Consider the following 14,274-nt stretch of genomic DNA (forward strand, 5'->3'; position numbering starts at 1 on the left):
CCGCCCTCCTGGCCATGACCGGCTGCGCCAACGATGTGCCGCCCAGCAAGCCAGCCCCACTGGACTGGAACATGCCCGGCATGCAACTGGGCGGCGACCGCGGCCTGCCGCTGCACAACCTCGACGGACGCTGCCGCAAGCGCGGTTGCGACAACAGCAAGCTGTTTTTCAACCCCGGCAAAATGGAGCCAGGCGTCAACTCCATGCACCGCGGCTGGTAGGAAAAATCTCCTTTCTGCCCGGTGACTTAGGGGATTGTGCGATGGATGCGATGAAGTGGTTTACAGCCGCGAATCCATCGCTATAATGACGCCCCTGTGCCGGTATAGCTCAGATGGTAGAGCAACTGACTTGTAATCAGTAGGTCCCGGGTTCGATTCCTGGTGCCGGCACCATTCAAGGTTCCATAGAAAGCTTTCAAAATCTCTGGAACCCCCGAAAAACCCGCCTTCTGGCGGGTTTTTTCGTTTTGGCGTTCCGTCGGATTCCGAGGGTAGCCAGCGCTAATAAGGGTAGTTTTAAGGATAGAGGTCCGTTTCGATATCGGAGACTACCCTTATGGCCCGCACCACTGCCCCACTTACAGACACCGCCTGTCGCACGGCAAAGCCCAGAGAGCGCGAGTACAAGCTTTTCGACGGCGACGGTCTTTACCTGCTTGTGCAACCCAACGGCCGCAAAGGCTGGCGGCTCAGGTACGTGAAACCCGATGGCCGCGAAGGCCTGACCGCTCTCGGCAGCTATCCGGTGGTCGGATTGGGCGACGCACGCCGTAAGCGCTTCGAGATCAAGCAGCAGCTCGCCAACGGCATAGATCCCATCCAGTACAAGCAACAAACCAAGACCCAGGCCGTAATCAACGGCCGCACCTTCGAAAGCGTTGCGCTCGACTGGCACGCGAGCATGGTGCCGAAGTGGGCGCCCGGCCACGCCAAGACTGTGCTCAGCCGATTGAAGACCCACGTCTTCCCTTTAATCGGTGCCAGAGCAATCGTTGAGCTGGACACCCACGACCTCATGCAGCCACTGGAAGCCGTGACGAAGCGCGGCACCATCGACGTGGCGCTCAGGATCAAGAACTACCTGCAAAGCATCATGCGTGAAGCCAAACGGCTGCGACTGATCACGGCGAACCCGGCTCACGACCTCGATGGCTCGATCAAGACACCACGGGTCACTCACCGACCCGCACTACCCCTATCGCGACTTCCAGAGCTATTGGCATGCATCGAGGACTACAGAGGTCGCCCGCTCACGCGCCTCACGGTGATGCTGTCGTTGCATGTATTCGTACGTTCCAGCGAACTGCGCTTCGCCCGTTGGAACGAGTTCGACCTCAAGCGCGGCATCTGGGAGATCCCCGACACCCGCCCGGCGCTGGACGGTGTGCCGTTTTCCACAAGGGGTACAAAGATGGCCGGGGATATCCACGTTGTACCCTTATCGCCGCAGGCAGTGGCCTTGCTTGAGCAGATCTACGCGATCACCGGCAAGTTCGAGCTGGTGTTCGCGGGGGATGCCAAGCCGTGGAAACCGATGTCCGAGAACACGGTGAATGCCGCGCTCAGGACGATGGGCTACGACACCAAGGTGGATATCTGCGGCCATGGGTTCCGAGCCATGGCGTGCAGTGCATTGGTCGAGTCCGGCCTATGGTCGGAGACGGCTATAGAACGACAGATGAGCCACAAGGAACGCAACAACGTGCGGGCCGCCTATACCCACAAGGCCGAGTTCCTCGAAGAGCGCCGGATGATCATGACCTGGTGGAGCCGGTTTCTGGAGGCGAACCGCGAGGACCATGTGACGCCGCATGAGTTTGCCAAGCAGACGGGCGAGAACGTCACGCGGCTTCGCAGTGCCAAGAGGACCGAGTAACCCGCCGCACCACCACCTCAACTCGCTGTGAAGTTACCCACAGCACCCCGTGAAGCTCCTCCGCGCGGGTCCTTTCAAACGGGGCTGCAAAGCCGCCCCGTTTGAAAGGACCATACCTAAGAAAAAAACTGCTGGCACAGCTTACGTCTGTGGAAAACCACTGATGTCCACCGGGGGATAGTTTTATCCACAGGCGCTAAATCCCTGATATCGCACTGCTTGACGAATATTGTCCACAGGCGTAGACCGGGAGTTGCAAACGCTGTCGATGACAGCACCCCAGGTGACCCGAACCTTAAAGGTCACGCCGCTCTGGCGGTGGTTCTCCCCAAGGGCGATTCGCATCCGGCAGCTCGCCCGGTCACTACCCATGTGATGGATGCTCTTACACACATAGCGCTCGTGCGCCAGATACACCGTACCTCGCTGCCCTGCAGCAACCTATCCGCTTGGCCGAAATATTGCGCCAACCTGTGCCCGTCTCTTTCTTCTGGAAAGAGACGGGCACTTCTACCACTGCTGCAGCCCTGATCGCACAAGGCTTTGCGGCATTCCCCCTCGTGACAATCGGCGTGACAAACGGCGATGTCACCAGCAACAGCGCTGTAGATGATGGTGCCGCAGACCAAGGAATGGACTGCACCTGACTGACAGTCAGGCATGCCCCGGTCATCGCATTGCTGCGTTCACCCGGCTCAGGATCTTCAGGCGCTGGTCTCGTCAGCCAGTGCTGCCTCCACCCGCCCGCCGGTAACGGTGCTCAGGGGGCCAGATCATGAGATGCCCTTGCTCCCGGACGTAAGGAGCCGCCAGTCCCGCGCTAGAGGACATCCCCACAGGTCGCAGGGGCCTTGATCCCTGATAACACTCAACATTCTTGGCGGGATGACGTGGGGCGAGGATCGGAGACCAGGCGATGAGGTGATTCGACATGGCATTGGTGGGTAGACGCGATGGCCGTAATTTCGGCTACGGCAGACAGTTGAGCTACGCGGGGCCGCAAGCGCTGAAAGACACGTTTGGCCGCGGCCACTACGGCACGGTGAAGGCACACAGTGATCGGTGGCAGGCATTCGTGAAATGGTGCCGCTCCGAACAGGGGCCCAGTATCAATGATGCGCGGCAGATTGATCGCAAAGTGTTGGCAGACTACGCGGCGTATCTGCGCGACCTGGTTCGGCGCAGTGACCTCGCCGTCAGCACCGCACAAAACCGGCTATCCAGCGTTAACAGGACCATGGCGGCGCTTCGCGGTGATCAGTGCGTGAAGGTGCCAAGTCCGAGCAAGGCGTTGGGTATGCAGCGCAGCGGGATTCGCCACTCGCTACCGCAGGGCCAAGTCCGCGAACAGGTTAAAGAGATCGTCAATGCGCTTTGCCGCAATCATCAGCAACGGGCCCCCGCGATCGTTCTGCTAGCGCGAGCCGCCGGCATGCGTTTGCGTGAGGCCATCCTAGCTGACCTGCCACGGCTGAGCCGTGAGGCTAAAGAGCTAGGCAGGATTAACATTCAGGATGGCACCAAAGGCGACCGTGCCGGGGCAACGGCTCCCCGTTGGATATCAGTGGACAACCATGTTCGAGGTGCTATTGAGTTTGCACGGCAAGTGTCGCCTGCAGGTAGTCGCAACCTGATTGCGCCACACGAAAGCTACCTGAGTCTTCTGCAAGAAATCATCCGCCCGGCGCGGAAAATCCTGCATGCACACAACCTTAAAGGCTTCCATGAGCTACGAGCAGCGTACGCATGCGAACGCTATGAGCAACTCACCCAGCACCGCGCGCCAATCAACGGCGGTAAATGCTGCCAGTTAGATCAGCACCTTGACCGCGAGGCCCGGAGGCAAATCAGCTATGAGCTGGGGCACGGTCGGATCGACGTGGTCGCTGCCTACGTAGGAGGTCGCAGATGAATCAGGTATTCGATATGGAGTTGTTCTTAGCTGCGGTGCTGACTGGCTCGCACGCCACTCGGCAACGCCATGTGCGGCAGGCTAGATTCATCCAAGCGGAAATCTCAGAGCGTTGGCAGCGACAGACGCCTTGGGCTTGGCAGAAAAAGCATGTGGATTGGTTTCTTGAGCATCGCCTACATCCACGTAGCGACGCGACGCGCTATTACTACCTACTGACGGTACGACTCATAGCAATTAGACTACAAAAGCAATGGGTTTTCGAACTACAATCAAGTTTAACCACGAAATTTATTTTCAATAAACGCACGCAACGGCATACAAGAGCTTCATCAACCAAAAATAATAGTTAGCGGCAACTGAAATACCAAATCCACTGCAAAACCATCTCAGCTGCCACTACTCGCTACCGGCAAACCTATTAACCATAACTATTTGATAGTGAGTATTTCTTCTCGTAACTGCCTAACACTACCAACAATATCCTTAGCAAATTTAAGCTTCTCAAAAGCACCCTCATTAATATCACCCGCATCAATTATCTCGGCGAGAGTTTTTTCAGCCAAAGACAAAAGATCATCAATTCTTAAATTAAGCATCCTATTTCTTCGTATTGATATTCGACTTGGACGATTCAGCGAAAGCAGCTTAATTATATATTCAGACGGGCCTCGCAGAGCGATGAACTCACCAGTACTGGACACAGAAAAAAAACTTAGCCTATCGTCTAAAAAAGGATCTACGAACCCAATCACGTCATTATGGGCTTCAGCTAAATCTATAGAGATCGGCCAGTGCGATGACTTGCTGCGGTTACACTTAGCACAAGAAATGACTAAATTACCCGGAACATTCTTCAAATGTGGGAATTTTTCTTGAGGTCTGAAATGATCTAGAGCAAACCCTTCATTTCCATTTTCGTCAAGTCGGACATCACAGTACACACACCGATTCTGACAGTCGATTGAGATCTGATCACGATAGTGGGCGTAACCATAAAACCCACCACATTCCTTTACATCGTATGTCTCACACCGAGAAAGCTTAGGAAAAAATGACATATCTCATTTCTTATGAAGGTTGTTTTCAATTTCAAGTATTTTCGCCTCTAAGGCGTCTAATTTTTTTAAGCTTTCTGCACTATAAATTTCATCAATTTCAAATGGAGCAGATCGGAGATAACCCAGCTCTTCGAACTCTGAAGCCTCATTACCATCTAGCTCCTCCGAAAAAGATTTTCGTAATAAAAGTTCAAACCTTGCTTCCCGCCCTGTCGTAATATCTAAATAATTATCAATTCTTCGCAAAATTCTAGCGCCAACCACTTCCTTACGGGCTGGTAGATCTTGCTTACTGAGAATGTCCTCTACCTTCATCTCCCCCTCTACGAGTTCCTCTGACTCCGGGTAGCTCGTCAACATATAAATTGGAATTTTCTTGTTTAACCCTCGCAAGTACTCCGCCAATTCAATACCGAAATACTTGGCAACACCTGAATCCTTAAGTTGTTCATCCAACACAATCGTTACAACATCTTTATCCTCAACCAAAAATCTCATGTCACCTACTTCTGGTCTTGGTTCGACACCAAAAACTTTAGGCGATTGAGCATTATCTGGAAAGCACTCCTGCAACATTAGACTGAATGTCTCACGCTGATCATCATCTTCGTCGACAAAATAAATTTTCAATTTATTACTCCAGTGTTGATTGCTGGAACCTTGATCATAAAGTTTGCCCCTCCAAGGCTTCCTTTAGCCCCAAGAGCTATCGTCCCCTTGGAGTGATCCTCAACAAAGGTCTTCACAATCGAGAGCCCCATACCTGTTCCAACAGTATCCCCTTTACGGTTTCTTTTTGTTGAAAATGTGGCTTTAAATATATGCCCCTCTACGCCAGCTTCAATACCGCAGCCACTATCTTCAAACTCGACAACTGCCACTCCGTCTTGCGCATATAGTTTTATTCTAATATGCCGACTCTCTGCTGGGGTGTCCGACATTGCCCAGCAGGAGTTAGTTATCAAATTAGCAAATATACTTTCCCAATCAATTTCATAGCCTTTTATCTTTAAGCTGCCTTTGGATAAATCCGCAAATTTAACTTTTATCTTTCTCTTCGAAAGCATTTCGTCAAAACTGCTTAGCACGTTATTAATAATTGCAGCCAAATCTAGTGCCCGTCTAGTCCTTTTATCACGACGAACATTTCCAAGCGAAAAGTTCCCGAACACTTTTATGTAGTTTAGGGACTTCTCGATAGAATCGAATCTCTTTTCCGCGTAAGCAACCGTTTCATCAGGAAGCATGAAAAAGTCCTGAACAACCTTAGTACGAAGCAAAGCGCTATTCGAAACTGCGGTGGATATGGCAGCTAAAGTCTCATGTCCAAATGAAACTGATAGAATACCCAATGACGCAAGGTTCGCTAATGTATCCTTTTCAGCTTCTAACTGGTCCACTCTGTCTTTAACAATAGCTGACCGCTCACTTTCTTGACTCAAAGTAGCCTGAATCACGTCAAGCTGCTTTTTCACCTCTACATCTTTGGAGAATGACTTCAGCGTCTTAATTTTTTCGATAACTTCATTATAAGCACTGTTGCCCTCATCAATTATTTTAGACAAGGGCACCTCTAGAGGCTTTAATTTCTTCTCAGCCAGAGCGTGTGTTTGAATATGTTTTTCGAAAAGCTCAATGCATTTTAGGGAAAACTTCCTCAACTGGAAGTAAGCAGGAGTTTCAGTCAACCCCTCCCTGTTTGTCTGGTCTACAAGGTTGGGATTTTTATCCCTACCTATAAACACGGCACCGACAATTTGGTTATAACCAATCCTCCAGTTTTCCATCGTGATACTTTCAGGATTGACTACACGCCGCATTGCTAAGCCCAACCAGTCTCCATCGCCGCTTGGATCGCCGTAAGGCTTGACCCTAAAATTGTCTCTGTAGACTCGAACCCCTTGATTACTTTTGAGAAATGCACGTATTTCTTTTGGCTTAAACTTATTGGCGTCAACATCCCTTCCTGGGCTATTGCGCATGAAATACACGCTAAAGCTCAGCGGACCGCAACTAGGGGTAGTATCGGATTGCTTCATCCATTCACTCCAAGGCACCGGAGCAGCAGGCAAGCTTATATTTCCATTCCTGTCGAGAATTTCAAAAGATACTCTAAAATCGTCTAGGATAGATGCCTCTAATCGCCACTCGGCCGCTTCCAAAAAGTGATCAGAAGCAATATAACCTTCGAGATCCGACCTAAACCCACCAGTATCGAACTTGACATTGAATCCTAGCGTTTTTGAAAAAGGCGACACCAGCAGTGACAGCTCTTTCCTCAACTCCTCTAAAAATTCTCCGTCCCAAACATCTTTAAGCCCGGCCAGAACGTACTGAGAGCCGCTCTTTCGTCCTAATAAAGGAAAAGAATCGTCAGACAAACGAGAGTTTTTTATTTCAAAAACTTCATGCTTGATACTATCGAGCTCAACACTTTTAACTAGATTGTATTTATTCCAATCTATGTCAACCTCAAAAATACTTTGGCTGACCTTGGTTTTTGTAAAGAGATTAAGCTTGGTGCAAAGTCTATCAAGCCCTAATCGGCCAAGCCCCTTTGCACCTGTATAAACTCTCTGTTTTGAGCTTCTGCCGACTTCATATTTGTGAGTCGTTCCTATCCGCATCCACCTAGTCAGGAGATGCTCTTTGTCCATCCCATCGCCGTCATCAGTGATAGTCAGCTTGGGTGAATCAGTATGTAGATCGCTGAAAGCGATGACCACCTCGCTGGCATCAGCGTCGTAAGCATTCTTTACTAGCTCACTAACTGCCACCAGGGAGCTAGATATACTCTCTCGACCAAGCTGAATAGCAACTCGAGCCTCAACAGTAAATGGATGCCCGCCTAGACTATCCCTCATGCTCATCAATAGCCTCCAATGGAATTCCTTTTACTACACCGACGGTCAAATGTCTGCACCGAATCTTCGAATTAATATAATTATTTACCGCTTGCGACCTTAAAAGACTTAGCAAATTCACACAAGATTCAATTCTCCCGTCCATAGGAGATATAGCAATTATATGATTCTCAACTGCAACATCTTCATAACAGTTAACGATAGTCCCCACCGCTCTGTATTTGTCTTTTGGACTAGATGTTCGTCGCACAGCCACAAAAGGAGTTTTAATTTTCCTTCCAGAGTGACAAATACGCTCTTCCAGTTCATTTACAGTTCCCCAAGCGGGTAGAATTTTCGCATGTGCATAAGGTGTTTCAACACCAACAAAAATATCTCTATGCGGAACTACCGGGCCGACCGAAACATTATACCTATCGGAAAGCACTACTCCGACATCTTCTACTTTTTTAACATCCTGCGGAACCAATGACTTAACTGCGCTGATGACGAATACATCTATCTGAACCCCTGGTTCAAAAGCTCCGAAACCAAAAATATCAGTCACAACTTGACTGTGGATATGCTTTCTCCAAGACGCATAACGGCTACCGCTTTTGAGGACGTCAGGCAGAATACCTAAGAGCTTTCCACCCTCTGGAAGAACATCTACAGCATAGCTAGCGAACAAAGCAGCAGCATTCGACCTTCCTGAAGTCCAACTTACATCGTCTGGAGTATTTATCGGGCAGAACGGGGGGTTCATAACTATGCAATTCACCTTCCCCTTATAAAGACTGTGCTCTACTAAAAAATCCCCTACGCGAATATTGTCCAAGAGTGACATTGCGCTTTCAAGGCAAAGATCTAAATCTGCAATCGCGCCCTTAGACACAGCAAGGCGAATAATTTTTTTCTTCGCTAGACTGATAAAAACTGGATTAATATCTAGCCCATGTAACTTCTCGTTCCAGCTCAACAAACAACCACGAAGAGACTTTTCGACCTGTAATCTATCGGCAATCTCTAACAACAAATTACCTGAGCCACATGCCGGATCTAATGTAATATCTTCATCTACACAGATATCAATCTTTGACAAAGATAGTTTCGCTAGTTCAGAAGGTGTGAAAAACACGCCCTGTTTCTTACGCAAGCTTGCACCCATGGAGTTTAGTGCATCAAGCTCTTCAATTTCTATATCTTCAAAAACTCCGTGATGCAGGGTTGAGTTAAGACCAGCATCAAGTACGCATCTGCTATATGTTTTTTGTGCGCTAGTCCCTACAAGCACGAAAGCTTCTTTATTCGAACTCAATCTTCGCGCTCCATGGAGTGAGTGCGCGGACGCCTCTCGGAAAAGCTGATTTCCATACCTAGAACAGCAAGCACTGCGAGTAATTTTCTTGCCCCAAACTCAGGCATGCGTCCACGCTCAAAGCGAGACAGCGACTCCTGAGTGATGCCTGCGAGGCCAGCCACGTACCCTTGCTTGATGCCAAGCACTTGGCGGCGCTTGGCTACGGCCTCTCCAAGCTCATTCAGACTCTCCACAAACCACCTTCACCTGCAAAAAAATTTGACGTATTTGTCAAAATTACTCTAACCGAAGGAATAATGCGAGCTTTTTATTTCGCTGTGTGCTTCTAAGAAATTTAAAACTAAAAAACAAAATATCTCTCAATTAAAAACCACTACTTCTTCACTCTAAATTTTAGATAATTTCAAAAAAGGATACTTATTGAGATAGATTTATAGCGACAAAATTTATTACTTCAAATTAATCAAGCATTTACCTCAAACTTCGACTCCTGGTGCCACCATCTCCCCAAAGCCTCGACCTCTGTCGAAGCTTTTTCGTTTCCACCTCCCCCTGCGACACATCGCCCACCCCACCCACTTCTTGTTTTCGCTCAATAAACCTTACGTTTAAAGCGGCTATTCCTGTGCCCGACGATTCCCGTCGACTTAAGGAGAAGTCCCATGAGTGAGCAAGAAGGCGTTGCCCTGACCCGGCGTGGCATGCTCGCCGGCAGTGTGTTGCTGGGCGTCGGCACCACGGTGCTCGGCACTGGCCTGGCCCGGGCCGCAACCGCTGCGCCCGCTGCCAGCACCGGCCCCGCCGTGGACCTGGCAAAGCTTGAGCGGGTCAGCGTCGAGCTGGTGCCGCCGCCGCAGGTGCATGCCCACAGCCAGCGGGCGCCGGGCAAGCCGCGGATCGTCGAGTTCCGCATGGTCATCGAGGAAAAGGAACTGGCCATCGACACGGCCGGGGCCTACATCCATGCCATGACCTTCAACGGCTCGGTGCCGGGGCCGTTGATGGTGGTCCACGAAGGCGACTATGTGGAGCTCACCCTGGTCAACCCGGCCAGCAACAGCATGATGCACAACATCGACTTCCACGCCGCCACCGGCGCCCTGGGGGGCGGCGAGCTGACCCATGTGAAGCCCGGCGAGCAGGTGAAGCTGCGCTTCAAGGCCGACCGCGCCGGGGTGTTCGTGTACCACTGCGCGCCGGGTGGGGCGATGATCCCCTGGCATGTGGTGTGCGGCATGAACGGCGCGATCATGGTGCTGCCGCGCGATGGCCTGAAGGACGCCGAGGGCGGGGGGCTGAAATACGACAAGGTGTGGTACATCGGCGAGCAGGACTACTACATCCCCCGCGACAAGGACGGCAAGTACAAGCGCTACGCCAACCCCATGGCCAGCTTCGGCGACATGAGCCAGCTGATGAAGGGGCTGGTGCCCAGCCATGTGGTGTTCAACGGCAGCGTCGGCGCGCTGACCGGCAAGCAGGCGCTGACCGCCAAGGTCGGCGAGACGGTGCTGATCGTCCATTCCCAGGCCAACCGCGACACCCGCCCGCACTTGATCGGCGGCCATGGCGACTATGTGTGGGCGGCGGGCAAGTTCGCCAACCCGCCGCAACGCAACCTGGAAACCTGGTTCATCCCGGGTGGTGCGGCGGGGGCGGCGTTGTACACCTTCCGCCAGCCGGGGCTGTACACCTACCTCAACCACAACCTGATCGAGGCGGTGATGCTCGGCGCGGCGGCGCATGTGCAGGTCGAGGGCCAGTGGAACGACGACCTGATGAGCCAGCTGCAAGCACCGGGGCCGATCCGCTAGCGGCATTGACCTCGGTCAAGCCACTTGGCCATGCGCGGCATAGCCTGAGCGCAGGCACTCACTTCATGGAGGGAGACCATGGCCAAGAAATTTCCCAACAACCCCAGCCATCCGGAACGGATCTGCTGGGGCTGCGACCTGTACTGCCCGGCCAAGGCGCTGGCCTGCGGCAATGGGGCGGAGCGGACCATGCATCCGGCGGAGCTGTTTGGCGAGGATTGGGACCAGCTTGATGCGCGGCTGGACCAGCCGATAGCCCTAGCGCAGGATCTCCCAGCCAACAGCCCTCAAAACGCCGTACTCACCGTCAACGCCAGGTTGCGCGGGTCGCCGTAGATCGCCCCGGCGTAGAACCCGTAGCGGGTGTAGTAGTGCTTGTCGAACAGATTGTTGGCGTTGAGGCTGACGCTGGTGTCGTCGGTCAGTTGGTACTTGGCCATGGCATTCCAGATGGCATAGCCCGACCAGTTCACATCGCTGGCGCTGCGGCTCACGCCGTTGCTCGGCTGGCCGGCTGGCGAGGAGATCGCGCGGATGTTGCTCTGCGCGGTGACCCCAGCGCCGAGGGTCAGGCGCTCCAGTGGGCCGGACAGGCGATAGGTGGTCGAGGCCTTGAACAGGTGCGACGGGTCGCTGCGCCCGTCGCTGTCCAGGCGCCGAAAATGCAGGTAGGTATAGCCGGCGTAGACATTCCAGTTGGGGCTCAGGGCGCCGGCGACTTCCAGGTCGATACCGTCGGTTTCCTGGCCGGAGCCCGCCTTGTAGGCGGTGGCGCCGGTCGGGGTCAGCAGGTCGCCGTCCATGACCGCCTTGTTTTCCTGCTTGGTGCGAAAGTAGGCGGCGGAGGCGTTCAGGCGGCCATCGAACCATTCCCCCTTGATCCCGCTCTCGTAGCTCTGGCCACGGATTGGCTCGACCTTGGTGCCGCTGGCGGTCTCCTCGGTCTGTGGGTTGAAGATATCGGTGTAGCTGGCGTACAGCGAGTAGCTGTCGTTCAGGTCGTAGACCACGCCCAGGTAGGGGGTGACGATGCCATTGTTCTGCTGGTTGCTGCGCACGCCGCTGACGTTGCGGGTGGTGGTCGAGTAGTCGGTGGCGCGCACGCCGAGGATCACCGCCAGCGGGTCGCTGAGGCTCAGGCGCGTGGCGGCATACATCCCTTGCAGGCGGGTGGTGGTCTTGCTGTGCAGGCCGGTTTTCGACGCCAGCATGGCGTAGTCGTCGTCCACGCCGTCGAGCCAGTTGCTCAGGCCCAGGCCGTTGTTGGCGCGGAACTGGCAGCCGACGCCGCTGTTCACCGTCTTGCCGCCGCCGACCATGCTGCAGCTGTACTGCGGCGACCAGGCCACGGTGCGGCTGTCGTTGTAGCCGACCATCGCCTGGTGGGTGCGGCCGAGCAATTGGAACGGGCCGGACAGGTCGATCTGCGCCGATTGCTGGGTGGTGTCGGTGGAGCTGTGCAGGCCATTGAGCACCGCGCCGCTGCCATCCTGGTCCCAGTAGCCCCCGTAGACGCCACGGCCGGATGAGTTGACCTTGGCCAGCCCGCGGTGGTTGAGGGCCTCGCCGCTGCTCTGGGCGACCTTGAGGTCCAGGCTCCAGTCGTTGTCGAACTGGTGCGACAGCGAGCCGAAGGTGGTGCGGGTGATGTATTCGCCGAAGCTCCAGCTGGGCACCACGTTGGTGCTGCGCGGCAGGTCGGTCTTGCTGCCGTCGCCGTACCAGATCGGGATGTTGGCGCCCCAGCCGCCACCGACCACCTTGTTGTATTCGTACTGGTAGCCGGCGCCGAGGGTGGTGGCGTCGTCCAGGTCGAATTCGAAGTTGGCCAGCGCGGCGCGTGAGCGCTCGGACTGGTTGTCGCGGAACGAGTTGGCGTCCTGCTGGGTCATGACCAAGCGCGAGCGTAGGCGGCCGTCCTCGCTCAGCGGCAGGTTCAGGTCGGCCCCCAGGCGGCGCTTGTCCCAGCTGCCATAGGTGGCGTAGGCACTGCCGCCGAAGGTCTTGCCCGGCGCCTTGCGAATCAGGTTGACGGTGGCCGACGGGTCGCCGGTACCGCCGAGCAGGCCGTTGGCGCCGCGCACGATGTCGATGCGCTCGTACAGGTCCATGTTCAGGGCATTGCCGCCGCCACTGAAGTCCGAGCCGCCGGGGAACTGCAAGCCGTCGATCTTCCAGTTGCTGATCGAATAGCCACGGGCGCGGAAGTCGGTGCGCCCGCCCACTTCCATCTTGCTCATGCTCACCCCGGGCGTGGTGTCCAGCGCCTGCTCGATAGTGTGGATATCGCGGTCGTCCATCTGCTGGCGGGTGATACTGGTGACCGACTGCGGGGTCTGCCGCGGCGTCAGCTTCAGCCCGGTCGAGCTGCGGGTGCTTTCGACGGTGTAGCCGATCTGGCCGCTGTCGTCGGCCACCGGCAAGGCGCTGCTGTCGATGGTGGTGGCATCCAGCTCCACGGCCTGGTTGCCGGCCGTGGCGGTGGCTGACAGCCCAAGGGCAACGAAGAAGGCAAGCGGGGTGAGGCGACTGCCGCCTCGGAGAACGGGGTATGCGTCGGTCATGATGCTCTGTCGTACCATTTGGGAAGGCTTCGTATTCGCAGATGATTTTTTGTTACGATTCTAGGCATCCGCCCCTTCGGCGCCATGGACGGCATGTACGGGGATGTAATCGAACGTAATGCGCAGCCAGGCTGCTGCCTCGCACAGGTATCCCCGCACCATGAGCACGACCCTGCTGGTCGTCGACGATGACGACGAAATTCGCGAACTTCTCTGCGATTACCTGGCCGATGCCGGTTACCAGGCCCTGGCCGCCGGCAACGGCGAGCAGATGCGCGAGCAGTTGGCGCGCCATGCCGTGGACCTGGTGGTGCTCGACCTGATGCTGCCCGGCGAGGACGGCCTGAGCCTGTGCCGGCAATTGCAGGCGCAACCTGGCCTGGCGGTGATCATGCTGTCGGCCAAGGGCAGCACCCTGGACCGCATCATCGGCCTTGAGGTGGGTGCCGACGATTACCTGGCCAAGCCTTTCGAGCCCCGTGAGCTGGTGGCGCGGATCAAGGCCGTGCTGCGCCGGCCACAACGCCTGGAAACCGCGGCGCAGGACGCCACCGTAGAGCCCCAGCGGTTCGCCGGCTTTCGCCTCGATCACGTCAAGCGCCTGCTCACCCTCCCCGACGGCCAGGCACTGACCCTGCCCCGCTCCGATTACCGGGTCTTGCGCGAACTGCTCGAGGCCAACAACCGCGTGGTCTCGCGCGATCAGCTGACGCGCAGCGCATTCGGCCGCGACCACCTGCCCGACGACCGTTCGGTGGACATGTGCATCAGCCGCCTGCGCCAGCAGCTGCGCCGCGCCGCGAGCCAGGGCGCGCAGATTCTCACCATCCGCAACGAAGGCTACCTGCTGAGCCTGGCCCGCGAAGCCCTGGGCGCCTGAG

General features: G+C 55.0%; 12 protein-coding genes, 1 tRNA gene and 1 pseudogene. 8 read left to right on the plus strand and 6 right to left on the minus strand.

The annotated features are described in order from the left end of the window. Positions 1-14: 14 nt before the first annotated feature. The 5 genes and pseudogenes from NJG22_RS06040 to NJG22_RS06060 form a co-directional block, all read left to right on the plus strand. On the plus strand, positions 15-221 hold the full coding sequence (locus NJG22_RS06040) for a hypothetical protein (protein WP_253093268.1): 207 nt from the start codon (positions 15-17) through the stop codon (positions 219-221). Between the two features lie 98 nt (positions 222-319). Further along, positions 320-395 (plus strand) — tRNA-Thr (locus NJG22_RS06045). A 163-nt stretch (positions 396-558) separates the two neighbouring features. Then, positions 559-1,878 (plus strand): integrase arm-type DNA-binding domain-containing protein, encoded by a 1,320-nt coding sequence (locus NJG22_RS06050; protein ID WP_253093216.1) that lies wholly within the window; start codon positions 559-561, stop codon positions 1,876-1,878. 931 nt (positions 1,879-2,809) lie between these two features. Beyond that, on the plus strand, positions 2,810-3,790 hold the full coding sequence (locus NJG22_RS06055; RefSeq protein ID WP_253093217.1) for an integrase domain-containing protein: 981 nt from the start codon (positions 2,810-2,812) through the stop codon (positions 3,788-3,790). Continuing rightward, a pseudogene (locus NJG22_RS06060) lies at positions 3,787-4,056 on the plus strand (hypothetical protein); the annotation flags it as partial. The gene NJG22_RS06055 and the pseudogene NJG22_RS06060, both read left to right, overlap by 4 nt. Positions 4,057-4,221: 165 nt before the next feature. On the opposite strand, the gene NJG22_RS06065 reads toward NJG22_RS06060, so the two are convergent. The 5 genes from NJG22_RS06065 to NJG22_RS24645 all read right to left on the minus strand — a co-directional run bounded on the left by NJG22_RS06065 (position 4,222) and on the right by NJG22_RS24645 (position 9,248). Further along, entirely contained in the window at positions 4,222-4,734 is a 513-nt protein-coding gene (locus NJG22_RS06065; RefSeq protein ID WP_253093218.1) for an HNH endonuclease, read from the minus strand. Positions 4,735-4,854: 120 nt separating this feature from the next. Further along, entirely contained in the window at positions 4,855-5,481 is a 627-nt protein-coding gene (locus NJG22_RS06070) for a hypothetical protein (protein ID WP_253093219.1), read from the minus strand. Then, on the minus strand, positions 5,478-7,721 hold the full coding sequence (locus tag NJG22_RS06075; protein ID WP_253093220.1) for an ATP-binding protein: 2,244 nt from the start codon (positions 7,719-7,721) through the stop codon (positions 5,478-5,480). The genes NJG22_RS06070 and NJG22_RS06075 overlap by 4 nt, the downstream gene beginning before the upstream one ends. Continuing rightward, positions 7,705-9,012 carry an N-6 DNA methylase gene (locus NJG22_RS06080; protein WP_253093221.1) on the minus strand — a complete coding sequence of 436 codons (1,308 nt, stop codon included), beginning with the start codon at positions 9,010-9,012 and terminating at the stop codon, positions 7,705-7,707. Before NJG22_RS06080 ends, NJG22_RS06075 begins: the two co-directional genes overlap by 17 nt. After that, a complete protein-coding gene (locus tag NJG22_RS24645; protein ID WP_366518787.1) occupies positions 9,009-9,248 on the minus strand; it encodes a helix-turn-helix transcriptional regulator in 240 nt (79 codons plus the stop codon). The genes NJG22_RS06080 and NJG22_RS24645 overlap by 4 nt, the downstream gene beginning before the upstream one ends. Positions 9,249-9,677: 429 nt before the next feature. On the opposite strand from NJG22_RS24645, the gene nirK reads away from it, so the two are divergent. Together nirK and NJG22_RS06090 are read left to right on the plus strand one after the other, a co-directional pair. After that, entirely contained in the window at positions 9,678-10,829 is a 1,152-nt protein-coding gene (gene nirK / locus NJG22_RS06085) for a copper-containing nitrite reductase (protein ID WP_253093222.1), read from the plus strand. 78 nt (positions 10,830-10,907) lie between these two features. After that, positions 10,908-11,165 carry a DUF3079 domain-containing protein gene (locus NJG22_RS06090; RefSeq protein WP_253093223.1) on the plus strand — a complete coding sequence of 86 codons (258 nt, stop codon included), beginning with the start codon at positions 10,908-10,910 and terminating at the stop codon, positions 11,163-11,165. On the opposite strand, the gene NJG22_RS06095 is transcribed toward NJG22_RS06090, so the two are convergent. Next, positions 11,117-13,411 (minus strand): TonB-dependent siderophore receptor, encoded by a 2,295-nt coding sequence (locus NJG22_RS06095; protein WP_253093224.1) that lies wholly within the window; start codon positions 13,409-13,411, stop codon positions 11,117-11,119. The two genes, NJG22_RS06090 and NJG22_RS06095, sit on opposite strands and share 49 nt — an antisense overlap. A gap of 142 nt (positions 13,412-13,553) precedes the next feature. Between NJG22_RS06095 and NJG22_RS06100 the strand changes: the two genes are divergently transcribed. Beyond that, entirely contained in the window at positions 13,554-14,273 is a 720-nt protein-coding gene (locus NJG22_RS06100) for a response regulator transcription factor (RefSeq protein ID WP_217851055.1), read from the plus strand. The last annotated feature ends 1 nt before the right edge of the window (position 14,274 follow it).

Origin of the sequence: Pseudomonas sp. VA159-2 (genome assembly GCF_024126635.1) — a bacterium.
GTDB lineage: Bacteria > Pseudomonadota > Gammaproteobacteria > Pseudomonadales > Pseudomonadaceae > Aquipseudomonas > Aquipseudomonas muyukensis.

Excerpts from the sequence above, each read along its gene's own strand:
- NJG22_RS06040 (WP_253093268.1), top strand. The coding sequence starts at position 15 with ATGACCGGCTGCGCCAACGATGTGCCGCCCAGCAAGCCAGCCCCACTG.
- NJG22_RS06050 (WP_253093216.1), top strand. The coding sequence starts at position 559 with ATGGCCCGCACCACTGCCCCACTTACAGACACCGCCTGTCGCACGGCA.
- NJG22_RS06055 (WP_253093217.1), top strand. The coding sequence starts at position 2,810 with ATGGCATTGGTGGGTAGACGCGATGGCCGTAATTTCGGCTACGGCAGA.
- NJG22_RS06075 (WP_253093220.1), bottom strand. The coding sequence starts at position 7,721 with ATGAGCATGAGGGATAGTCTAGGCGGGCATCCATTTACTGTTGAGGCT.
- nirK (WP_253093222.1), top strand. The coding sequence starts at position 9,678 with ATGAGTGAGCAAGAAGGCGTTGCCCTGACCCGGCGTGGCATGCTCGCC.
- NJG22_RS06090 (WP_253093223.1), top strand. The coding sequence starts at position 10,908 with ATGGCCAAGAAATTTCCCAACAACCCCAGCCATCCGGAACGGATCTGC.
- NJG22_RS06095 (WP_253093224.1), bottom strand. The coding sequence starts at position 13,411 with ATGGTACGACAGAGCATCATGACCGACGCATACCCCGTTCTCCGAGGC.
- NJG22_RS06100 (WP_217851055.1), top strand. The coding sequence starts at position 13,554 with ATGAGCACGACCCTGCTGGTCGTCGACGATGACGACGAAATTCGCGAA.